Genomic DNA, 22,905 nt, shown 5'->3' on the forward strand with positions numbered 1-22,905 from the left:
CTTCTGGAAAGCTATCTGCATGACGGGTCGCTGACCGTCGAACGCATGGGCCGCGGCTTTGCCTGGCTGGACACCGGCACCCATGCCAGCCTGCTGGATGCGGGCAACTTCGTGCGCACGTTGGAGAACCGCCAGGGTCTGCAGACCGGCTGCCCCGAGGAGATCGCCTTCGAGGCCGGCTGGATCTCGCCTGACCAGCTGCGCGCGCGTGCGGCAAGGTTTGCCAAGAACGATTATGGGGCCTATCTGCTGCGTCTGATCGACTGACCCTTCCTCCCGACAGACGGATTGACCTCGCCCATGTCCGACCTTGCCTCGCACACGCCCGCAGATCCTGCGCTGGTGGCCCATCTGACCGCCGGCATCGCCGAGGCCCGTGCGATCTATGAGCTGCTGTTTCCCACGCAGCAGCTGTTCTTCGTCCTGTCGCAGGGCAACAACCCGATCTGGGCCGCCCCCGAGGTGATCGAGGGTCCGCACAATCCGCGTCCCCAGGACCTGGGTGCGGATTATCTGGGCACCCTGACCCGGCCGGGCGCCTATGACGGCGCGCCGCAGGTGACCATCCGCCTGGCCATCCCGCGCCTGCCCCTGCCCGGAGAGATCAAGCAGATCGATGCGCCCTGGAGGCCCATGCGCGGCCTGGGCGCGCTGTTCCGCGCCAGCCCGCTGTGGTACGAACAGGTGCGCTATGGTGCCGAGATGGCCCGCAAGCGGCAGGCCGACCGACGCACGGACCAGACGGCCATGCCCCTGGGCGACGGCTCGGCCCTGTTGCCCCCGCCCGTGGCGCCCGACAGCGACAAGCGTCCCGCCATCCTGATCGGCATGCACTGGCTGGAGATGGGCGGCGCCGAGAAGCTGGGCTTCGACACCATGCGCTGGGCGCTGGCGGCCGGGCTGCGGGTGTTCGTCGTGGCGTCGGTTCCGGCCGTGCAGCGGCTGGCGGACAAGCTGCCCGACCATCCGGACCTGACCTTCATCCGGCTGGATCGCTATCTGCCGCACCACCTGTGGCCGCGCTATGTCCAGCGGCTGGCGATGGCGGAAAACATCCGCGCCGTGCACATCCACCATTGCACGCCGCTGTACGAAAGCCTGACCATGCTGCGCATGCACCTGCCGTGGGTGCAGACGATCGACAGCACGCATATCGTCGAACACGCGAATGGCGGCTATCCGCGGATCTCGGGCGTGTGGTCCAACTATCTGGACATGCAGCATGTCATCAGCGGAGAACTGGTCCGCTATTTCCGCGACCGATTCCATGCCCCTGCTGGCAAGGTCGTCCTGGGCCGCATGCTGGACCGCAAGAACAACGATGCGCTGCCGCCGCTGCGCCTGCAGGCGGGACAGAAAACGCTGCATGCCTGCTTCATCGGGCGGCTGTTCTATCAGAAGCGACCGGTCGTGGTGGTCGAGGCCCTGCGCGCGCTGAATGCCTGGGCCGGGCGGAACGGCGTCACGTTGACCGCGACCATCGTCGGCGAAGGTCCCTATGACGGCACGCTGACGCGCCTTCTGCGCAAGCACGGACTGTCGTCCAAGGTCGACCTGTTGCCCGGCAATACCGACATTCCGGCCCTGCTGGAACGGTCCGACATCCTGCTTCTTCCCTCGAACAACGAGGGTCTGGCGCTGGTCTGCTACGAGGCCGTGGCCCATGGCTGCATCCCCATCTCGACCCGCGTCGGATCTCAGGACGAGGTGCTGCCCGACGGTCTGCTGGTGCCGCTGGCGCCGCGTGCGGCCGTGGCGGGCACGGTGGCCGCAGTCGACGCGATGTGGCGCGATGCAGGCACCCTGGCGCGCCACAAGGACGCCCTGCAGGCTGCGTGGACGCGTCTGACCGCCGATCCGACCGCCGAGGAGGTGCTGATGCCCGTCTATCGCCGTCTGGCCCAAGGGGACGTGGCATGAGCGTCCTGAACAAGACGGCTGCGGTCATTGTCACCTTCAACCGCTCGGGCAAGCTGATGGCGGTGCTTGACGCGCTGGCGGCGCAGACCATGCGCCCCGACATCGTGCTGGTCGTGGACAATGCCTCGACCGACGACACCGCAGCGCTGGTGCAGGCGCGGGCCGACGCCGACCCGACCATCCGCCACCTGCGGCTGCCGGCGAATGTCGGCGGGGCGGGCGGGTTTCATGCCGGGATCAAGGCAGCCTACCAGATGGGCGCGCAGTATTTCTGGGTGTCGGACGACGATGCCTATCCCCGACCGGACGCCCTGCAATCCCTGCATCGGGCCCTGACGGGTTTCCAGGCCGATAACGGCTGGCGCCCCAGCTTTGCCTGTTCGCGGGTCGAGTGGATCGACGGATCGCTGTGCGAGATGAACTGTCCGCGCACGGTGTGGGACTGGGCACGCTTCGTGCGGCCGGGCAGTGCCTGGGCGCTGGTGGACAGCGCGTCCTTCGTGTCGGTGATGATCCCGCGCTGGGCCGTCAGCGAACACGGCCTGCCGATCGCGGATTACTTCATCTGGTTCGACGATGCCGAATACACCCGCCGCATCGCGCGCAGCTATCCGGGCATCTTCGTGCCCGAAAGCGTCGTGGTCCACGACACGCCCGACAACCGGGGCGTCAACTTCGGCCTGGTCGACGACAAGAGCCTCTGGAAGTTCAAGTACGGAGCTCGCAACGAAACCTCATGGCGCCGGCGCGAGATGGGCCTGATGGGCGTGCTGGCCTATGCCTATGGGGTCCGGGGGCAGATGCGCCGCGGCGACGTGCCCTCATCCCTGCGCCGCCAGATCTATGGCGCGATCATCAAAGGCTTGGGGTTTCGCCCGGCCATTGAGCGCGTTTGACGGACAAGGTGATGCTGACGCGGCATGCGCGTCAGCACTGATTTTTAATGGGTCAACCGAGTGGTCAACACATCTGCAATCTTCTGTTGATCGAACGGTTCTTGCAGCATGTCGAACAGCGGCTTGATTGCATTTGGATCCTGTGAAAATCTTTCATAGGACATCATGATAGAACATTCTTTGTGTCGATCGTGATACTCCGAAAACCTCTGATCCATGTCGCGCACAAGCTTCTCAACATCTTTTAACTTCCAATCTTTCCACCAAGCAGATTTTGCGACATCTTCAATGTTGCGCGTATTGAATATGAAAATCGGATCTTTGAAATGAAAGCGCATAAAGTCGAGTAAGTCGGGAAATCTATCGCCAAGTGCGTTGTATCGGATTTCCTTGAATCCAAAATATTTTGCGTTCCGTGGTGGGGTGATTACGTTGTCGATCATAGAATCGATCATGCCAGCAGCAAATAGCGCAGGACGAATATTTTCTGCGCCAAACCACGGATGATTCGACTTTCGTTCTTCGTTCCCCCAAGTGCCTCGCGTCATTCGCGCCCTCATGGCGGCATTCCAAATTGTTTCAATAACGTTATGGTTCTCACCCCGGATTGTGCAGTCCGGCAGCGTTTGTACAAGACTTTGAAGAAGGGTTGATCCGGTTCGGCCATAGGTGACAATAAAGATATTGCGTTTTAACGCAGGAAACCGCGCATTGAGCCTATGGGTATTGGATATCGTCATCCCTGTATTCCCAGTGTTTGATTGAGAGATCGCAGCGGTTGCCGCATTGCCGCCAGCGTCTGATCTGGCCGCCATCGCTTTTGCTTTTATGCTTGCGAGATCTGATAGAGGAAATTTTGGAAGGGCGGCGTCACATATCTGTTGGGCACATGCAAATTTTTTTCTTTTTATCGCGTGATTTGCCATTACACGATGATATTGAACGGCAGCTTTACGGTTTCGTGCAAGAATCTGAAATTCGCTTTTATCCAGCGACATTTCGATCATTTTCTGGGTTGTTAGCTTTAGCAGCCCCATTTGAGAGAGGAGAGGAGAAACCCCATGACCACCACCAGGAAGGTTGAGGTGCGTTGTTTTCGCCGGGTTACCAAATCGACGTGCGTGCCGCCTATCCGGTCGATCAAGTCCATCATACACTACGTAACAGTGCCTAGCATAAGCAACTCCTTCAGCGGCTTCACTGTAAGGCAAGCTCCAATCCTGGGCCTTCCCTTCGGAATATCGCCACTCCCACGGAACTTTTTTTGCATCTAATGTGCTCTGCGGACTGAACGCAATAACAAGAGAATTAGGCGCAAGAGGTGCAAATGCTGCTGCAGCAAAACCACCCATTGATCCTCCGCTCATGATCACCCTGTCAAATGATGCGAAAAACCCGCCATCTCGGAGCGACTCTAACGCTTCTATTATCTTCGGATCTCTATACCAAATAGCGCGACGAGCTATAACACCAAGGATGGAAAAGCCTTCGCTGCGATAAAACTTGTCTCCCCATGTCGGTCGACCAATATACGGCTCTTGCACTGGACGTGCGGCGTTGTCGAAACTTACGATTAGAGTTTCATTTCCTGGTTCAAACTGAAGCCTATGATCGCCAAGCTCCCGAACGAAGGCTTCTTGTGGTCTGGGCGTGCGCTTTGCCTTGCGTTGAAAAAGATGCCTAAACATTTATAGGGGCTCTGCAGCAAAAGCCGGCATATCAGCGGCGTGGTTTGTGAACTTCTTTGCCGTGTCAAGCGCCTCTCTGATCGTCACGTCCATGTCCAGATAGCGATACGTGCCGAGGCGGCCCACGAAGGTCACGCCGGGGGTGTCGTGGGCCAGGTCGACATACTGCTCCAGCAGGGATTTCTCCTCGACCAGGCGGATCGGGTAATAGGGCGTGTCGCCCGGCTCTGCCGCGCGGGAGTATTCGCGATAGCAGACGGACCCCTGGTGGCTCTCCCAGGGACTGAAATGCTTGTGCTCGGTGATGCGGGTATAGGGCACGTCGCGGTCGCCGTAGTTCATCACCGCGCAGCCCTGATAGTCGCCGTCATGGCTGAAGCGTTCGAAATCCAGCGTCCGATAGCCAAGGCGACCCAGGCAATAGTCGAAGTATCCGTCCAGCGGCCCCGACCAGAAGACGTGATCGGCCTCTGCCGCCATCTCGGCGCTGTATTCGGTGCCCAGTTCGACCGTGATCCGCGGATGGTCCAGGATGGCCGCGACCATCGCGGTGTAGCCGTCCTGCGGCATCCCCTGGAAACGGTGGAAGAAGTAGTTGTCGTCATAGTTGAACCGCACCGGCAGCCGCTTGAGGATCGACGCCGGCAGTTCGGTCGGCGAACAGCCCCACTGCTTTTCGGTGTAGCCTTTGAAGAAGGCCTCGTAGAGTTCCGGGCCCACGAACCGCAGGGCCTGCTCCTCGAAGCTTTGCGGATCGGTGATGGTCGTGACGGCCTTGGATTCGATGAAGGCGCGCGCCTCCTCGGGGCGCAGGGTGGTGCCGAAGAACTGGTTGATCGTCAGCAGGTTCACCGGCAGCGAATAGACCCGGCCCTGCGCGGTCGTCTTGACCCGGTTCTGGAACGGCATGAAGCGCGCGAAGCGGTTGACGTAATCCCACACGCCCTCGTCGTCGGTGTGGAAGATGTGCGGGCCATAGACATGCATCATGACGCCGGTGTCGGCATCGCGTTCGGTATGGCAATTGCCGGCGATATGGGGGCGCGCGTCGATGATGCGGCAGTCATGCCCGGCCTCGGCCAGCTCCCGCCCGATCACGGCACCGGACAGTCCCGCACCCACCAGAAGAATTCTCATTGCCCCGCCCCGCCTTTGTGCATGGTCGACAGTCCGTCATGCTTTGGCCGATGCTATAGCGTGCCGGGAAGGGCAGGCCAACAGGCCGCCGCCTAGGCGACGGCTGAAACCTGCTGCTGCTGACGGATCCAGTCCCAGCTGTCGCGCATGCCCTGCTCCAGCGGGATGGTGGGGTTCCATCCGACCGCCTTTCGAATGCGCGCGATGTCCAGGATGATCCTGGGCACGTCGAAGCCGCGGCCGGGTCGATAGAGCGGCGACAGATCCCGCCCGGTGATCTGTGCCGTCAGCTCGACGATGCGCTTGACCGACGCGCCTTCGCCCGAACCGGCATTGAAGCAACCGTTGATCGGCGATTCCAGGGCGATCGCCGACAGCGCCGCAAGGTCGCGGACGTCGATGAAGTCGCGGATGACGCTGCCGTCGCCCCATACCTCGATCTGTTCGCCGCGGGCTATCTTCCACAGATAGGTGCCGATGATGCCCTGCAGGCCGGCATGACCCTGGCGCGGGCCATAGGGATTCGAGGCCCGCAAGGCGACGAAATCCAGCCCATGCAGCTTGCGCTCCATGTGCAGATAGTTCTCGATGGCGACCTTGACGATCCCGTAGGAACTGATCGGCTGCAGGGGGTGGCTTTCGGGCACCTCCTCGCACTGGGGCACGCCATAGACGGTGCCGCCCGACGACAGGAACACCAGCTTGTGAATGTTGCGGGCCCGCATCGCGTGCAGCAGCCGGACGGTCGCGATCAGGTTGCCCTCGATGTCGGCGCACGGGTTCAGGTTGGAGGTCGCGGGCACCGTCGTGCTGGCGCTGTGGATCACTGAATCGACATCGCGCAGGGCAACCTTCAGGACATCCTCGGATGAGAAGCTGCCCTTGACGTATTCCACCCCGGGCAGGGGGGGGCGGAAGGCTTCGGGTTTCATGTCCAGCACGCGGACGTTGTGTCCGCGGGCGACAAGCGCGTCGACGATATGAGATCCGATGAAGCCGCAGCCGCCGATCACAAGGGTTCGGTTCATGAATGATAATCCGTTATTGTCGCGGTATTCCGTCGAAACGCGGGCTGATCGTGACTGACATGCGCGGCGCAACGTGGCCTTGGCACGATCACCCATACCGGAAACATGCTGCATTGCAAACAACTGCAGGGCTGGCCATAAGCCCTGTACGGTCACCGCAATCCGGGTCTTTGGACAGCACCGCGTCGGCGGAACAGGTCACCCCGAGGGAGCAGGCATAGTGTTGATCCTACACGCTAAGGCAAGCCAGCAGGCACAGGCATTGTCTGCCGAGCTTTTGAAAGAAAACGACTTCCTTGTGCTTGCCGGGCCGGTGGGAGCATTCGATGCCACCGCCTTGCACCCCGGGCCGGGTCGGGTCGGCGGGACCGTTCTGCGCTTTACCCACCTGACCCCCCGGCCATCTGCCTTTCAGGTGTTGGCCGACTGCGCCTGCCTCTGTCAGCGGCTTCTTGCCGAACATCTGTGCGCCCTGCGCTATCGTCAACCGCAGGACGAACAGACTGCCTTTTCCGGCGATGCCCCCGTCGCCTGGTCGGCGCAGGCGGACGGAACCGTGACCGCATTCCGCCTTGCGCCGATCATCGCCAGCAGTCCGCTGCTGATGTCGCTGTCACGCGATCTCTGTGGCCGGTCGATGTCGGACGACCGGCGCTTTGCCTTTCTTGCCGCCGCCTTTGCAGGAGCCTGAATGCCACAACTGAACGACATCTGGACGGCCATTGCCGGTCGCGCCGGGATCGCGGACCGACGCCCTGATTTTCGCTTCGACCCGGCATTCTACGCCCGCACCTATCCCGAGATCGACGGTGACGATGCCGCGCTGCTGCGCCATTTCGTCGACTGCGGAAAGGCCGAAGGCCGCAACGGTACATATTACAGTCTCCTGCGCCGACAGGCGCCCCATATCGACGGTGCCCTGGACAGGCTGGTCACGGACCCGGGCATTCGCGCGGCGATCGACGCCGGGCATCCCGATGCGCTGCACTTGGCGTTCGAGGCGATCCTGCTGGGCGCTCCGGTCGATGCGGCCATCTCGGACTTTTCGATGTCGGCCTATCTGGAATGGTATCCCGACATCGAGGCGGCGGGGATGAACCCGTTGATGCATTATCTGCGCTTCGGATCGGTCGAGGGTGGGCGCCGCACCCTTGCGGATCTGCGCAAGGGGCTGCACCGGGGCCAGCAGGTGTTCCGGCCCGAACTGCCTACCGTCCTGATCTGCGTCCACGAGATGTCGCGCACCGGCGCGCCCGTCGTCGGACGCGATCTTGTCCGCGAGGCAAGCCGGACCCACAACGTCGCGGTGGCCGCCCTGCGCGGCGGGGACCTGCTGGACCAGTTCCTGCCCCACTGCTGCGGCGCGCTGGTGACCCAGAACCCGCTGCGCGAGATGCCCTACCTGAACGCCGACGTGTTCCGCCGGATCGACCATGCGATCCTGAATTCCGTCGAATGCGCACCGTTCATCCATCCGCTGGTCGCACAGCAGGTGCCGTTCGCGGCCTATATCCATGAATATTCAGACTATACGTTCCCGTCATGGAAGTCTCTGTACATGGCGGCCTTTGCGGATCTGCTGATCTTCTCCTCCGAACATGTCCGCGACAGCTGGCAGGGGCGCCTTGCGGATGTCGACTTCGACACCGCGACTGACAGCACCATCATTCCCCAGCACCCGCTGATCGACGGGCAGGTCACCGAACGGCGCCGGGTCGAGGCGCGGCGCAGGATTTCCGCGGCCCTGGGCCGTGATCTGGCGGATGCGCGCATCGTCTGCGGCGCGGGCCATGTCCAGTGGCGCAAGGGCACCGACATCTTCGTGCAGGCGGCGCAGATCTGCGCCGATGCGGACCCCGACACCGTGTTCGTCTGGATCGGCGACGGCCGGAACCACCAGGACATGGGGTTCGGCGTCTGGTTCGACTATCACCTCCGCCAGGTCGGCGCGAACCGGCCGGACGGCAACCTGTTCATGCTGCCGGCGGGGCCGCTGTATCTGGACGTGATGGACGCCGCGGATTCGATGTTCCTGTCCTCGCGGCTGGACCCGCTGCCGAACGTGGTCTTCGACGCGGTGCGGCGCGGCCAGACGATGGTCTGCTTCGACGGAGCCACGGGCTTTGCCGACGACCGGTATCGCGGATCCGACCGGATCACGCGCACCCCCTATGCCGACCCGGCCGCCGCGGTCCGGGCCCTGCTGGCGCTGCCCCGCAAGACGGGAACGCCGGACCAGGACCAGCCCGCCGCCGATGACGATGGGCCGCGACTGTTCGACCGCATGCGCAGCGCCCTGCACGACCGCTTGGTGCAGCAGCGCAACTTCGTCCTCGGCGAAAGCCGGATCGACATCCCGCTGCTGTTCACCAAGTCCGAGGCCGACCGCCCCCTGCGTCGGCAGGAACGCGAGAAGCTGTTCCGTTATGGCCGCCGGTTGCTGTGGCGCGACGTGGACGACGCGCGCACGACCGTCGCCGCATCCGACAGCTGGGTGCACCGCCGCCTGCGCCTGGAGGAGTATCGGGCCGTCGCGCCGGACGACGCCGGGGTGGCGGACTTTGCCATCCACGTCCATGCGTTCTACATCGACGATCTGGATGACGACCTGCGCGATCAGGCGGCCTTCGCACGGGCCTCGCGCATCGTCGTGACCACCGATACCGAGGCCAAGGCCGACCGGATCCGCCAGATGGGTGCCGACCGCGGCCTGACCATCCAGACGCACCTGGTGCCCAACCAGGGCCGGGACATCCTGCCCTTCCTGCGGCTGTTCGGGCGCGACGGCCTGGCGGGCGACGATCGCATCTGGTGCCACCTGCATCAGAAGAAGTCTGTCCAGACGACCTCGCACGGCGATGTCTGGCGGCGTTTCCTGCATCGCATCCTGCTGGGCGACCAGGACATGCTGTCCTGGGCCGTCCGTCGGATCGCCGACCCCGACGTGGGCCTGGTCGCGCCGTTCGAGCCGCATTTCGTGCCTTGGGACGATTCGCGGCGTCTGTTGGCGGGCATCGCGGACCGCTTTCCGGGACCGATGCCGCAGAACCCGCTGCTGTTCCCGGTGGGCAACATGTTCTGGACCAAAGCCGATGTCGCCCGGCAGATGCTGGACCTGTTCGGAGAGGACCACCCCTGGCCCAATGAACCGATCCCGACCGACGGCACCGAGTACCACCTGATCGAGCGCCTGTGGCCCGCCATCGCCGCGCGGATGGGGCTGGATTCGGTGTTTCTGCACAAGGATGATGAGGAGCGGGTCTGACCCGGCGCCGCGCCTTCGTTCAAACGAATATGTGTGTGGGATCTGCGGACAAGCCTTGGACCACACTTAAGCAGGAGACGTCATGGTCAAGCTGATCGTTCATATTGGTCACGGCAAAACTGGGTCCAGTTCCATCCAAGAGACCCTTCTTTCAGGGCGCGATATTCTTGCTGATCAGGGAATAGCCTATCTTGGACTTATGCTGGAGCATGGTGGAGGGTTGAACCGCCATGATTGGCAGAAGCGGTCTGGCTCTGACATCTTCTTCGCCAATGCCCGCGATCCTCTCACCGCTAACGGCGAGATGTTCGCCGCTTTGTCGGAGGCGCTGTCACAATGCGATCGTGACGGCGTCACCAAGACGATTTGGAGCAACGAATGGCTGGCACCCCGCTCGGGGATGGTGCTCCCGGCGTTGCAGAAGATCGCCGAGAGTGGGCACGAGATCGAAATACAATGCTACGTCCGCCGTCACGACAAGTGGGCGATCAGCGCCTATTCGCAGTGGGGCCTAAAGCATAAGTCATACGACGGCAGGGTTCGTGATTTCGAGAGCTGGATGCCGGTTTTCGGAGGACGATCGATACGGTTTGCTGACGACATAAAGCCGTGGCACGATGCTTTTTCCGACAAGGTGAAGGTGTTCAACTTCGACGCCATAGGCGATGTTGTCGAACATTTTCTGGTTAATAATCAAATCGCAGGGGTACGGCGTATTAATGAGAACGTATCTCCGTCTGCAGTGGAGATTGCGGCGCAGGCTGTTTTCAACAGCAAGCATCCCATTTCAATGCGCCCCTCAGAGTACGACAAGGTGGCTAATCTTCTTCGGCGTGATGCTGGGATTGAACAACCTTTGTCGACCATCGACAAGTTGTTTCCCAGTCAGGATGCATTGAAGACGCTTTTGGATGATCGCAGAGATGATATCGCAACCTTGAACGAGCATCTCGCACGAAACGGGCAGCCAGAACTGGACTTCACTACGCCTCCCCGGCCAGTTGAGCATCCCACGCCTTGGGCAATGGACCAATATCTTTTGCGTCTTGTCTTCGGCCTGAATGATGAACTGATAGCGCTACGCGCTCGGGTTGCGACGCTTGAGGCTTCACACAAGGCCAAGGAGAAGTAACTTTCTCTTGAACGCCTTGCAGGCATTTGCGATGGGCAGGAGACCGTCACGCAGACAGTCGGTCCCTGCCCGCCAGGCAGACCGACCCCCTTTGGGAGGAGGGGCGCGCTGCCTCTGACCCCGACCGGAGACGCATCAGATGACCTCGACCAGCCCGCAGACCGACCTGACCGTGCCGCCGGTCAGAACCGCCCTGATCGTGCTGGGCATGCACAGGTCGGGAACCTCGGCGCTGGCGGGTGTTCTGGGGCATCTGGGTGCGGCGCTGCCGCAGGACCTGATGGCGCCCTCGGACATGAATGCCAAGGGGTTCTTCGAATCGAACCGCATCACCGGGCTGAACGACCGTCTGCTGGCGCAGGCTGGCTTCACCTGGTGGGACCCGCGCCGCTTTCCCGCCGCATGGTTCGACACCCCCGAGGCGGCCACCCTGCTGGACGAGGCCGTCGAGGTGCTGCGGGCGGATTACGGCGATGCGGCGCTGTTCGTCATGAAGGACCCGCGGATCTGCCGCCTGCTGCCGTTCTGGACTGCCGCGTTGGACCGCTTCGGTGCGCAGGTCCGGATCGTGCACACGCACCGTGCCGCGTGGGACGTCGCCGCGTCGCTGGCCCGGTGGGCGGAGTACGAGCCCGAGTTCGGGCTGGTGCTGTGGTCGCGCCACGTCCTGGACGCCGAGGCCGACAGCCGCGCACTGCCGCGCTGCTTCACCAGCTTCGAGGCGCTGATGGACGACTGGCGCGCCGTGGCCCGCCATATCGCCGACGCGCTGGACCTGGACTGGCCGCGGGGCCCGGATCAGGTCGGCGCCGCGGTGGACGATTTCCTCAGCCGTGACCTGCAGCATTTCCGCGGCGCATCGGCGACCGGTCCCGACGGACAGCCCCTGCCGCCGGTGGCGGCAGAGTTGCAGCAGGTCTTGGGCGCATGGGTCGATGAGGGAGAATCGTCGCAGGATCACGATCGCCTTGACCGCCTGCGGTCGGCGCTGGATGCCAGCGGGCCGCTGTTCGACGGATTGGCCCTGCGGACCGTGCATCGTGCCCGTCAGGTGGCACATCTGTCGGGCCGGGTCGAAAGCCTGACGGCGGACCTGACCCAGGCGCGCCGGGAGCTGAGCCGTGCCGGGCAGGAGGCCGACCGCCGTGACGCCCAGATCGCCGAACAGGCAGAGCGTCTTGAGGTCATGGAGCGGCGCCAGCACGTCGCGTCGGTCCAGTTGCGGCAGCTGACCGAACAGCGCGAACGCGAGATGCAGGAGCGCCTGCGGCTGGCCATCGCACTGGACGACCCGAACGCCATGGCGGACCGGCTGGACGACCTTGCCGAACGCGTGGAACGTGTCACCGCCGAACGCCGCAGGGAGCGCGACCGCCTGAACGCCGAAGCCGAGGCGATGGCCGCCGAAGGCGCGCGGCTGCGCGAGGACCTGGCCACGGCCCGTGCCGAACGCGATGCCGCGCAGCGCTGGGGTGCGACCCGCGAGGCGGAGCTGCTGGCCAGCACCTCGTGGCGCGTGACGGCGCCGCTGCGGGCGGTGTCGCGTGTGGCGCGGCGGCTGCGGCCCTAGTCGCGCTGCCAGGGGCGCAGCTCGGCCTCCATCCAGGTGCCATGGGCGGCGTTGGGAAAGACGATCCAGTCCTGGCCGAAGCGGCCGGCGTGGTCTTCGGTCAGGCGGTGCTGATCCTCCAGCGCGGCCCCGGCGAAGGCGCCATGGAAATCGTGCAGCGTGTCGCCCAGCTGCAGCACGATACGGTGCCCGTCCTCGACCTGCGCGCGGCGGGCGGCCTTGGGCGGACCGAACAGCAGGACCTGTTCGGCGCAGACCTGCGGCAGGCCGAGACGCGACAGGGTCGCGATGGTGGCCAGCTTGTTCTCCTCGAACCGGTCCGAGACGTAGAAGATCGTGACGCCCAGGTCGTCGGCCAGCGCAAAGAACTCGGCCGCGCCGGGGATCAGGTGGGGGTTGCCCTCGCGCTCCCACAGCAGCCAGGTGTCGATGTTCTGGAACATACCCTCGTTGTGCATCGCGGCCGCCATGACGGCGCTGTTGTCCAGGATCGTCTCGTCGATGTCGCTGAGGATCGCCAGCCCGGCGCCGCCGCCGGCCTGGTCAACGGCGGCACGCAGGCGCAGGGTGGCCAGCGCATAGCATTGCCGCTGCAGGGCGCGCACCTCGGCCGAGGCCTGCTGATAGCGGACGGCGATGGCGTGGTCGTGAGGCGTGCGGGTGGGCTGCATGATCTGTCCTTTGGTCGCGCGCAGCATAGCTAGGCCGCGCGCGCCGCCGGGTCAAATGACGGTCCGGTGGTCTGCGCCGCGGCGTCAGATGGCGGGCGCGGGGATGCGATAGGGCGCCTCGCGGACGGGCAGGTGGATCAGGGCGCTGAAGGCCCCGATGCCCACGCCGATCCACCAGACCAGGAAATAGTCGCCCGACGCGTCGTACAGCTTGCCCCCCAGCCAGACCCCCATGAACGATCCCAGCTGGTGAGACAGGAACACGAACCCGTAGAGCGTCCCCATGTAGCGCAGCCCATAGATATAGGCGACCAGACCCGAGGTCAGCGGCACCGTGGCCAGCCACAGCCCCCCCATGACCAGCGAGAACACGACCACCGTGGCAGGCGTCATCGGCGTCAGGATGAAGGCCGCGGCGGCGATGGTGCGCAGCGTGTAGATGCCCGCCAGCAGGTATTTCTTGGTATAGCGCTTGCCCAGATATCCCGCGAGGATCGCCCCGCCGATATTCGCCAGCCCGATCAACGAGATGGCGATCGCCCCAAGCGCCGACGTGGTGGTGATGCCCAGGCCCGCCAGCATGCCGGCAGGGTCGATGGGGCCGCACATCTCGGTGATCATCGCGGGGAAATGCGCGGTGATGAAGCCCAGCTGATAGCCGCAGGAGAAGAACCCCGCAAAGATCATCATGAAGGACGGGTCGCGGAACGCGCGCCGCAGCACGGTGCCCATGCTGTCCTCCAGCTGCGACGGGGTCGCGGGCCTGCCGTCGCCCAGCATCGGAAGGAACAGCATCGTCGACAGGACGATCACGCCGAAGATGATGAAGACCGACTGCCACGGATAGAAGGCCAGCAGCCCTTCGGCCAGGGGTGCGCCGAAGACCTGTCCCGCCGATCCGGCGGCGGTGGCGATGCCCAGGGCCAGGCTGCGGTTGTCGTCGCTGGCGGCCCGGCCGACCACGGCCAGGATCACCCCGAACCCGGTGCCCGCGATGCCAAAGCCCACGATGATCTCCAGCAGCTGGATGCTGGCCGGGGTCGTGGCGAAGGCGGTCAGGATCAGGCCGGAGCTGTAGAGGATCGCGCCGACGATGATCGCCCACCGGTCGCCCCAGCGTTCCGCCATCGCGCCGAAGATCGGCTGGCCGATGCCCCAGGCCAGGTTCTGGATCGCGATGGCCAGCGAGAATTCGGCCCGCGGCCAGCCGAAATCCTGTGCGATGGGAATCTGGAACACGCCAAAGCTGGCGCGCAGTGCAAAGTTGATCAGCAAGATCAGCGATCCGCCGATCAGCACGGGTGTCAGGATGCGGGAATAGGGCATGGCTGCGGCCTTGGATGGGGTCGGCCGCAGCGTTGCCCCCGGCATGGGGGCGCGTCAATCACGCAATTGTCAGGATGCAATCGCCGCCGGTCAGCGGCGCTGCACCTCGGACTGGATCGAGAAGCGCGAGGCGGGGATCGTTCCGCCCTTTGACATCTCTCCAAGGATCACGGTGGTCTTCTGGCCGGTATCGTCTGTGACGACCCACTGGCGCAGCTCTGTCGGCGCGGTGAACACCATCTGGATGGTGCCGTTCTGCGGCCGCTGCGGGTCCTGCGCGGTGACGACGGTGCCGTTGTTCTGTTCGCTGTGACCGGTGACCATGCCTTGGCGGCCCAGGTTCACGTTGGCATCCAGGATGATCGACAGCGGCGTCTGGGACAGGGGATACTGCTGCGGGCCGCCGTTCGACTTGCCGTCGAAGATCGCCACGTTGCCGCCCGATGCCAGAACCAGTGTCGGGTCGTTGTCGTATTCGAACCGCACCCGGCCGGGACGCTGGATATAGACGGTCCCCGTCGATACCGTGCCGTCCGGGTTGATCTGCGTGAACTCGGACGTGACCGTGGTCAGGCTGTTGAGATAGCGCGAGATCTCGGACAGCGGGATGCGTTCGGCCAGGGCCGGAAAGGCCATGGCGACAAGAAGGGCGGGCGCAAGGGCGAGGGTGCGTATGTTCATGGTCCCGATCATATCCTTTCGCTGTTGCGATGCACATCACGTCTGGCGGATGAACGCGCAGCCAACCATCGCGCGTCCGTGACGGTTCCGCATCATTTGTTTCATACCCGACGCCTTGCGAAGAACGCATGGGGAACATATCTTTCCCGGCATGGCACAGCGCACCTTGCAGGACAAGCTGGCGATCCTGTCGGACGCCGCGAAATACGACGCCTCCTGTGCGTCCAGCGGAACGACGCGACGCGATTCGCGGTCGGGGGGCATCGGCTCGGCCGGGGGCACGGGGATCTGTCATGCCTATACGCCGGACGGGCGCTGCATCAGCCTGCTGAAGATCCTGATGACGAATTTCTGCATCTATGATTGCGCCTATTGCATCAACCGCGTCAGCAGCAATGTCGAACGCGCCCGGTTCTCTCCGGAGGAGGTGGTCCGGCTGACGCTGGAATTCTATCGCCGTAACATGATCGAGGGGCTGTTCCTGTCGTCGGGCATCATCCGCAGCCCGGACCAGACGATGGGCGACATGGTCCGCATCGCGCGGATGCTGCGGATCGAACACGGGTTCAAGGGATACATCCACCTCAAGACGATCCCCGACGCCTCGCCCGACCTGGTGGCGCAGGCGGGGCTGTTCGCGGACCGCCTGTCGGTGAATGTGGAACTGCCCCAGGATGCCAGCCTGCGCCACCTTGCTCCAGAAAAACGCCCCGAGACGATCCGTGCGACCATGGCCGACGTGCGCCTTGGCCGCGAGGCCGCCAAGGACCGCAGCCATACGGGCAAGCGCCCGCCGCGCTTCGCCCCCGCCGGGCAGTCCACGCAGATGATCGTCGGCGCGGATCAGGCCACCGACGTCGACATCCTGAACACGTCGGCCAATCTCTATTCGGGGTATCAGCTGAAGCGTGTCTATTACTCGGCCTTCAGCCCGATCCCCGACGCGTCCGCCATGCTGCCGCTGATCAAGCCGCCCCTGATGCGCGAACATCGCCTGTATCAGGCCGACTGGCTGATGCGCTTTTACGGCTTTGACGCGACAGAGATCGGGTCGGCGCATCCGTCGGGCAACCTAGACCTGGCGATCGACCCCAAGCTGGCCTGGGCGCTGGCCAACCGGGCGCAGTTCCCCGTCGATGTTGCCCGCGCCCCGCGCGAGATGCTGCTGCGCGTGCCGGGCTTCGGCACCAAGACCGTGGGTCGCATCCTGACCGCGCGCCGGAACGGCGTGCTGCGATACGCGGACCTTTTGCGCATGGGCGCGATCATGTCCAAGGCCCAGCCCTTCGTCACGCTGCCCGACTGGACGCCGGGCGCACTGACCGACAGCGCCGGCCTGCGGGCGCGCTTTGCGCCGCCGCCTGAACAGCTGTCCCTGTTCGGATGATCCGGGTCACGCTGCCGCGCTTCAGACGCTTTGACGCTTGGCGTCAGGCCGCCCGCGATCTGGCCAGCGCACGCGTCCCGATGGAGGACGTGACCTGGGCCGACCCTGACACGCCCCCCGACCTGTTCGGCGCCGACCCGGCCCCGCCGCCGGGCGATCATTCGGTGATCGCCACGCAGGAGTTCCTGCAGCCGGCCCGTCAGGTCGCCAGCCATTCGGACCCGGAACGCTGGTCGCTGTTGTACGGGACACTGATGCGGGCGCAGGGCGATCGGCGCTTTCTGTCCAATCCCGCCGATCCAATGATGGACCGCCTGTCGCGCATGGCGAAATCGGTGCGCCGCGACATCCACAAGATGCACGCCTTTGTCCGGTTTCACGAACTGCCCTCGGATGGGCCGCGCCGGGCGTTCGGTGCGTGGTTCGAACCCGAACACCCGATCCTGGAGGCCGGGACGCCGTTCTTTGCCAAGCGGTTCGCCGACATGGACTGGCTGATCGCCACGCCCGAAGGCACCGCCCGGTTCGACGGCGACACCATCGCCTATGACGACCCGGCCCCGCGCCCCGATCTGCCCGACGATGCAAGCCATGACCTGTGGCAGACCTATTTTGCCAATATCTTCAACCCCGCGCGCATCAAGACCAATGCAATGCGGTCCGAGATGCCCAAGAAATACTGGAAGAACCTGCCCGAAACCCGGCTGATCCCCGACATGCTGGCCGATGCGCCACGCCGTGTTCAGGCTATGCGCGACGCGGGGGCGACCGATGCGCCGGCCTTTGCGCCCAAGATCACCGCCCGCCTGCGCCAGCAGCCCGACGACAGCATCCCCGACACGCTGGAGCAGGCCGCGTCCCAGGCCGCCCGCTGCACCCGGTGCGAGCTGTGCCATGCGGCCACCCAAACCGTCTGGGGGCAGGGTGATCCTGCCGCCCACCTGATGCTGGTGGGCGAGGCGCCGGGCGATCAGGAGGATCTGGCGGGCCTGCCCTTCGTGGGCCCCGCGGGCCAGCTTCTGCACCGGACCATGGCCGAGGCCGGGCTGGCCCCCGACCGGGCCTGGCTGACCAATGCGGTCAAGCATTTCCGTTTCACGCCGCGCGGCAAGCGCCGCCTGCACCAGACGCCCGACCGCGACCATGTCGATCAGTGCCGCTGGTGGCTGGACCTGGAACGCCGCATGGTCGCGCCGCGCCTGACCGTGGCCCTGGGGGCGACGGCGGCCTTTGCGCTGACCGGCAACCGCAAGCCGCTGACGCCGCGCCGCGGTCTGGTCGAACCGGCGCGCGACGGCGGCCCGGTCCTGATCACCTGGCATCCCAGCCTGATCCTGCGCCTGCCGCCCGACCGCGCGCCTGCGGCCTTGGCCGAACTGCGCGCCGATCTGGCGCAGGCCGTGCAGATGGTGGCCTGAGGCGTCAGCCGAAGACCGACCAGCCGGTGAATTCGGCCAGCCGCTCGGCGGCCAGCGTGCCCATCTGCGAATTGCCCCATCCGTCCAGACCCGGCGACCAGATCGCGATCGACGCCTTGCCCGGCGCGATGACCAGCAGCCCACCCCCCACGCCCGATTTCGCAGGCATGCCCACGCGGAAGGCGAAATTGCCCGACCCGTCATATTGCCCGCAGGTCATCATCAGCGCGTTGATGCGCCGCTGTTTCACCGGGGCCAGCAGGGGCGGCGCGCAGTCCAGCCCGGCGATCACCCGGCCCGCGCGAGCCAGCTGGATGCAGGACATCTCGATCGCGCATTGGTGGACATAGGTGCCGATGACATGATCCGGCGGATTGCGCAGATTGCCGAAGCTGCGCAGGTAATGCGCCAGCGCCGCGTTGCGGTATCCGGTCCGCGCCTCCGACCGGGCGACGGCCTTGTCGATGTGGATGTCGTCATCCTCCGCCGCCGCGCGCACGAAGCCCAGGATCTCGGCCAGGGTCTGCTGGGGGCTGCGTCCGGTCAGCAGCTGGTCGGTGACCACGATGGCGCCCGCGTTGATGAACGGGTTCCGGGGCCGGCCCTTCTCCTGTTCCAAGAGCAGGATCGAATCGAACCGGTCGCCCGAGGGCTCGCGCCCCACGCGCAGCCACAACTGTTCGCCGATGCGGCCCAGCACGCAGGCCAGCGCGAACACCTTGCTGACCGACTGGATGGAAAATCCCCGATCTGCCTGCCCGGCGGTCAGCACCTGTCCGTCCGCCAGGGCCACGGCGATGCCGAACTGATCGGGGGCGACGCCGGCCAGTTCGGGGATATAGTCGGCGACCTTGCCCCAATCGGCAGCCTTGCGGATGTCGCGGTCCAGGTCCTGCAGAAAGCGTTCAAGCGTCATGGCGTCCCCCGATGCTGCGCAGAGCCTATGGCGCGAAACCGCCGCCCGGGGAAGGTTAAAGCGCCTGACCCGCCAGCATCCGCGGCATCGGCGACACGGACATCCCCGCCGCCTGCCGCATGAAGCCGCGCCGCAGTCCTGGCAGTGCATCGACCACGCCCATGCCCGCGCCGCGCAGCCCGGCCACGGCCGGATTGTCGGTCGCGAACAGCCGGTTCACCCCGTCCATGCCCAGTGCCAGCGTCGTCGCATCCGGTCTGCGCCACGCCTGATACTGCTCCAGCACCAGCGTGCTGCCGATATCCTCGCCGCGCCGGGCGGCATCGACCAGCACCTCGGCCAGGGCGGCTACGTCGCGCAGGCCCAGGTTCAGGCCCTGGCCCGCGATGGGATGGACCCCATGCGCCGCGTCCCCCACCAGCGCCACGCGGTCGGCGACATAGCGTTCGGCCAGGGACAGCGACAGTGGATAGCTGAAGCGCGGCCCCGCCAGCGACAGATCGCCCAGGAAATCGCCAAAGCGCGGCCGCAGGACCGCCAGGAAGGCGGCGTCGTCCAGGGTGGCGATGGCCGCGGCGTTCGCGGTGGTTTCCGACCAGACGATGTTGCTGCGGTTGCCGGGCAGGGGCAGGATCGCCAGCGGCCCGGTCGCCATGAAATACTGATGCGCGATGCCCTGATGGGGCAGGGCATGGTCGATGGCCGCGACCAGCGCGGTCTGGCCGTAATCCCAGCCCTGGCGCCGGATGCCCGCGCGCGTGGCCACGCCCGATCCGCGCCCGTCCGCACCGATCAGCAGCCGCGCCGTCAGCCGCTGCCCGTCAGACAGGATCGCGGTGACGCCCGCCGGGCCGACCTCCTGGCCGGTGACGGACAGGCCGGGCAGGGTGGTGACAGTGCCCTCCATCGCATCGACCAGGGCGGCGTGCAGGAAGCGGTCCTCCAGCATATGGCCCACCGGGCCTTCGCCCAGCTCGGCGCTGTCGAAATGCAGGAAGAAATGGCCCGCGCCCTCTCCGGGCTGCCCTTGGGACGCCTTGATCTGGTGGATGGGCTGAGCGTCATTCGCCAGCCGGTCCCACAGGCCAAGCGCCCGCAGCACGCGGACCGAGGCGATGGCCAGCGAATAGGCCCGCCCGTCGAAACCTGCCCCCGACCGCGCGCGCGCGGGGCGCGGATCGACTACGGCCACGCGCAGCCCGGCCTGGGCCAGCGCCAGCGCCAGGGTCGGGCCGTTCAGCCCGCCCCCGGCCACCACGATGTCGAAATCCTGTGTCATGGCGCGCAGCTTGCACGGGCCGTGGGCAAAGGCAATGCGGCGCGCGGCCTCACGCGCCCTGGGCCAGCAGGGCGGCCAGCCCGGTCCGGTAATCCGGATAGTGCAGTGTCACGCCCAGGTCGCGCTTGATCCGGTCGTTCCGGACCCGCTTGCTGTCGCCATAGAAGGACCGCGCCATCGGGGTCATGTCGGCCTGATCGAAGGGCACCGCGGGCGGCAAGGGCAGGCCCAGCAGGGTCGCCGCATGGGCGATCACGTCCTGAGGCGGGGCCGGGTCGTCGTCGCAGACGTTGTAGATGCCGATCGGGTCGGGCGCGTCGATCGAGGCCAGCAGGACCTGGGCGATATCCTCGACATGGATGCGCGAGAAGACCTGACCGGGCTTGATGATGCGCCGCGCGGTGCCGTCGCGGACCTTCTGGAACGGGCCGCGCCCGGGACCATAGATTCCCGCCAGCCGAAAGATGTGCAGCGGCAGGTCATGCGCCCGGGCCAGGTCCTGCCATGCGCCTTCGGCGGCGATGCGGGCCTGGCCGCGCGGACCCGACCCGTCCAGGACAGAATCCTCGTCGACCCAGCCCCCGTCGCGGTCGCCATAGACGCCGGTGGTGGACAGATAGCCCAGCCAGCGCGGCCGGGCGCGGGCCAGTTCGTCGCGGAACGCGGCCAGAACAGGGTCGCCGTCCGGTCCGGGCGCGGTGCTGACCAGGATCGCGTCGGCCCGGGCGATGGCCGTGCGCAGCGCATCCTCCGACCCGGGCCACAGCAGGGGCACGGCGCCTGCGGCCGCGACGCGGTCAGGGTCGTCGCGGGTGGTGCCGGTGACCTGCCAGCCGCGGGCGGTCAACAGGGGTGTCAGGAAGCCGGCGCTGTAGCCGTGACCGAAAACGAGCATCTTCATGACGGCACCGTAACGGCGCGCGCGTGGCTGCGCCAGACGCTTGCCTGCCGCCTGCCGCGCTGGCAGGGTCGGCGCAGCAAGAAGGACAGATCCGATGACGACAGACGCCCGCTTTCTGCCGGTCCAGACCCCCGACGCCGCGGCGCCCCGCGACTTTACCGACGCGGCCGCGGCCGTGGCCCATCTGCGTGCGCTGTACGACCAGGCGACCGGCTTTCTGCTGGGCCATTTCACCGCCATCCTGGAAGGCACGTCCCCCGTCGCGCGCTATCGCGCCTTCTACCCCGAGGTGCGGCTGATCGTCCCGACGCATGGCAAGATCGACAGCCGCCTGTCCTTCGGCCATGTGGTCGCGCCCGGCGTCTATGCGGCCACGGTGACGCGCCCCGACCTGTTCCAGCATTATCTGACCGAGCAGCTTGGCCTGCTGATCAAGAATCACGGGGTACCCGTGACCATCGGCCTGTCGGACACGCCCATGCCGGTCCATTTCGCGGTCGCCGCCCAGAGCGACCTGGCCGTCCCGCAGGAGGGCGTTCTGGATTTCAGCCTGCGCGACGTCTTTGACGTGCCGGACCTCAACACCATGAACGACGACATCGTGAACGGCGTGGCCGGCGCCATGCCCGACGGCAGCCAGCACCTGGCGGCGTTCACCGCGCAGCGTGTGGATTATTCGCTGGCGCGCCTTGCCCATTACACGGCGACCGCGCCCGAGCATTTCCAGAACTTCGTCCTGTTCACCAACTATCAGTTCTATGTCGACGAGTTCGAGGCCTTTGCCCGCCGCGTCCTGTCGGACCCGGACAGCGGCTATACCGCCTTCGTCGCCCCCGGAAACCAGCAGATCACCGACGGCCATGACACGATCGTGCCGTTGTCCAAGCTGCCGCAGATGCCGACCTATCACCTGAAACGCGCGAACGGGCAGGGGATCACGCTGGTCAATATCGGCGTCGGCCCGTCCAACGCCAAGACCGCCACCGACCACATCGCGGTGCTGCGCCCGCATGTCTGGCTGATGGTGGGCCATTGCGCGGGCCTGAGGAACAGCCAGTCCCTGGGCGATTTCGTCCTGGCCCACGCCTATCTGCGCGAGGATCACGTGCTGGACGACGACCTGCCCGTCTGGGTGCCGATCCCGGCCCTGGCCGAGGTCCAGGTCGCCCTGCAGGAGGCAGTGGCCGAGGTCACCCAACTGGACGGGTACGAGTTGAAGCGCATCATGCGCACGGGCACCGTCGCCACCATCGACAACCGCAACTGGGAGCTGCGCGACCAGTCCGGCCCGGTCCACCGCCTGTCGCTGTCGCGCGCGGTCGCGCTGGACATGGAAAGCGCCACGATCGCCGCGAACGGGTTCCGGTTCCGCGTCCCATACGGCACGCTGCTCTGCGTCAGCGACAAGCCGCTGCACGGAGAGCTGAAGCTGCCGGGCATGGCGACGGACTTCTATCGCACGCAGGTCGCCAACCATCTGCTGATCGGCATCCGCGCGATGGAGAAGCTGCGCGACATGCCGCTGGAGCGCATCCATTCGCGCAAGCTGCGGTCCTTCAGCGAGACGGCGTTCCTGTAGCGCGGCGGCAAAACACCAGCAAACGCGGGTTTTCGCGCGCGGGGCGAAAAAGGCTTGATCTGCCCGTCAAAACCGTGTGTAGCAGGCGATATGCCGCAAAAGGCGCAATTT

At 65.4% G+C, this 22,905-nt stretch carries 19 protein-coding genes; 10 read left to right on the top strand and 9 right to left on the bottom strand.

The genetic code is table 11. The annotated features are described in order from the left end of the window. The 3 genes from TW83_RS21095 to TW83_RS08185 form a co-directional block, all read left to right on the top strand. A partial coding sequence (locus TW83_RS21095; protein ID WP_045982278.1) for a sugar phosphate nucleotidyltransferase occupies positions 1–267 on the top strand: 267 nt, incomplete at its 5' end. A 33-nt stretch (positions 268–300) separates the two neighbouring features. After that, positions 301–1,920 carry a glycosyltransferase gene (locus TW83_RS08180; protein ID WP_045982279.1) on the top strand — a complete coding sequence of 540 codons (1,620 nt, stop codon included), beginning with the start codon at positions 301–303 and terminating at the stop codon, positions 1,918–1,920. Then, a complete protein-coding gene (locus TW83_RS08185) occupies positions 1,917–2,816 on the top strand; it encodes a glycosyltransferase family 2 protein (protein WP_052714748.1) in 900 nt (299 codons plus the stop codon). The genes TW83_RS08180 and TW83_RS08185 overlap by 4 nt, the downstream gene beginning before the upstream one ends. Before the next feature lie 44 nt (positions 2,817–2,860). Here TW83_RS08185 and TW83_RS20510 read toward each other — a convergent pair whose 3' ends face one another. The 3 genes from TW83_RS20510 to TW83_RS08200 all read right to left on the bottom strand — a co-directional run bounded on the left by TW83_RS20510 (position 2,861) and on the right by TW83_RS08200 (position 6,669). Continuing rightward, positions 2,861–4,504, bottom strand: a complete 1,644-nt coding sequence (locus TW83_RS20510) for a sulfotransferase (protein WP_157001439.1) — start codon at positions 4,502–4,504, stop codon at positions 2,861–2,863. Beyond that, positions 4,505–5,641, bottom strand: a complete 1,137-nt coding sequence (glf, locus tag TW83_RS08195; protein ID WP_045982281.1) for a UDP-galactopyranose mutase — start codon at positions 5,639–5,641, stop codon at positions 4,505–4,507. It lies immediately after the preceding gene. 92 nt (positions 5,642–5,733) lie between these two features. Beyond that, the gene (locus tag TW83_RS08200; protein WP_052714750.1) at positions 5,734–6,669 is read right to left on the bottom strand and encodes an NAD-dependent epimerase/dehydratase family protein; all 936 of its coding nucleotides are present in this window, start codon (positions 6,667–6,669) and stop codon (positions 5,734–5,736) included. 73 nt (positions 6,670–6,742) lie between these two features. Here TW83_RS08200 and TW83_RS20515 point away from each other — a divergent pair, with 73 nt between their 5' ends. The 4 genes from TW83_RS20515 (at position 6,743) to TW83_RS08220 (ending at position 12,636) form a co-directional block, all read left to right on the top strand. Beyond that, positions 6,743–7,360 (top strand): hypothetical protein, encoded by a 618-nt coding sequence (locus TW83_RS20515; protein WP_157001441.1) that lies wholly within the window; start codon positions 6,743–6,745, stop codon positions 7,358–7,360. Continuing rightward, the gene (locus tag TW83_RS08210) at positions 7,361–9,934 is read left to right on the top strand and encodes a rhamnan synthesis F family protein (RefSeq protein ID WP_045982283.1); all 2,574 of its coding nucleotides are present in this window, start codon (positions 7,361–7,363) and stop codon (positions 9,932–9,934) included. It abuts the gene before it with no gap. Positions 9,935–10,016: 82 nt separating this feature from the next. Continuing rightward, positions 10,017–11,066 (top strand): hypothetical protein, encoded by a 1,050-nt coding sequence (locus TW83_RS08215; protein ID WP_045982284.1) that lies wholly within the window; start codon positions 10,017–10,019, stop codon positions 11,064–11,066. A gap of 139 nt (positions 11,067–11,205) precedes the next feature. Beyond that, positions 11,206–12,636, top strand: coding sequence for a sulfotransferase (locus TW83_RS08220; protein ID WP_045982285.1), 1,431 nt, complete (start codon positions 11,206–11,208; stop codon positions 12,634–12,636). Here the strand turns inward: TW83_RS08220 and TW83_RS08225 are convergent. From TW83_RS08225 to TW83_RS08235, 3 genes are all read right to left on the bottom strand, one after another. Beyond that, positions 12,633–13,307, bottom strand: coding sequence for an HAD family acid phosphatase (locus TW83_RS08225; RefSeq protein WP_052714751.1), 675 nt, complete (start codon positions 13,305–13,307; stop codon positions 12,633–12,635). The two genes, TW83_RS08220 and TW83_RS08225, sit on opposite strands and share 4 nt — an antisense overlap. An 84-nt stretch (positions 13,308–13,391) precedes the next feature. Further along, positions 13,392–14,633 carry an MFS transporter gene (locus TW83_RS08230; protein ID WP_045982287.1) on the bottom strand — a complete coding sequence of 414 codons (1,242 nt, stop codon included), beginning with the start codon at positions 14,631–14,633 and terminating at the stop codon, positions 13,392–13,394. Positions 14,634–14,723: 90 nt separating this feature from the next. Continuing rightward, a complete protein-coding gene (locus TW83_RS08235) occupies positions 14,724–15,314 on the bottom strand; it encodes an outer-membrane lipoprotein carrier protein LolA (protein WP_045982343.1) in 591 nt (196 codons plus the stop codon). A gap of 151 nt (positions 15,315–15,465) precedes the next feature. On the opposite strand from TW83_RS08235, the gene TW83_RS08240 reads away from it, so the two are divergent. Further along, the gene (locus TW83_RS08240; RefSeq protein ID WP_045982288.1) at positions 15,466–16,701 is read left to right on the top strand and encodes a putative DNA modification/repair radical SAM protein; all 1,236 of its coding nucleotides are present in this window, start codon (positions 15,466–15,468) and stop codon (positions 16,699–16,701) included. Then, positions 16,698–18,119, top strand: a complete 1,422-nt coding sequence (locus tag TW83_RS08245; protein WP_045982289.1) for a UdgX family uracil-DNA binding protein — start codon at positions 16,698–16,700, stop codon at positions 18,117–18,119. The genes TW83_RS08240 and TW83_RS08245 overlap by 4 nt, the downstream gene beginning before the upstream one ends. Before the next feature lie 4 nt (positions 18,120–18,123). On the opposite strand, the gene TW83_RS08250 is transcribed toward TW83_RS08245, so the two are convergent. From TW83_RS08250 to TW83_RS08260, 3 genes are read right to left on the bottom strand one after another with little or no spacing between them, the layout of a single operon-like run. After that, entirely contained in the window at positions 18,124–19,035 is a 912-nt protein-coding gene (locus TW83_RS08250; protein ID WP_045982290.1) for a glutaminase, read from the bottom strand. 55 nt (positions 19,036–19,090) lie between these two features. Continuing rightward, positions 19,091–20,314, bottom strand: a complete 1,224-nt coding sequence (locus TW83_RS08255) for a UbiH/UbiF/VisC/COQ6 family ubiquinone biosynthesis hydroxylase (protein WP_045982291.1) — start codon at positions 20,312–20,314, stop codon at positions 19,091–19,093. Between the two features lie 49 nt (positions 20,315–20,363). Further along, on the bottom strand, positions 20,364–21,215 hold the full coding sequence (locus TW83_RS08260) for an SDR family oxidoreductase (protein WP_045982292.1): 852 nt from the start codon (positions 21,213–21,215) through the stop codon (positions 20,364–20,366). Positions 21,216–21,309: 94 nt separating this feature from the next. Here TW83_RS08260 and TW83_RS08265 point away from each other — a divergent pair, with 94 nt between their 5' ends. Then, positions 21,310–22,794, top strand: a complete 1,485-nt coding sequence (locus TW83_RS08265; RefSeq protein WP_045982293.1) for an AMP nucleosidase — start codon at positions 21,310–21,312, stop codon at positions 22,792–22,794. The last annotated feature ends 111 nt before the right edge of the window (positions 22,795–22,905 follow it).

It is taken from the genome of Paracoccus sp. S4493, assembly GCF_000967735.1.
Lineage (GTDB): Bacteria > Pseudomonadota > Alphaproteobacteria > Rhodobacterales > Rhodobacteraceae > Paracoccus > Paracoccus marcusii.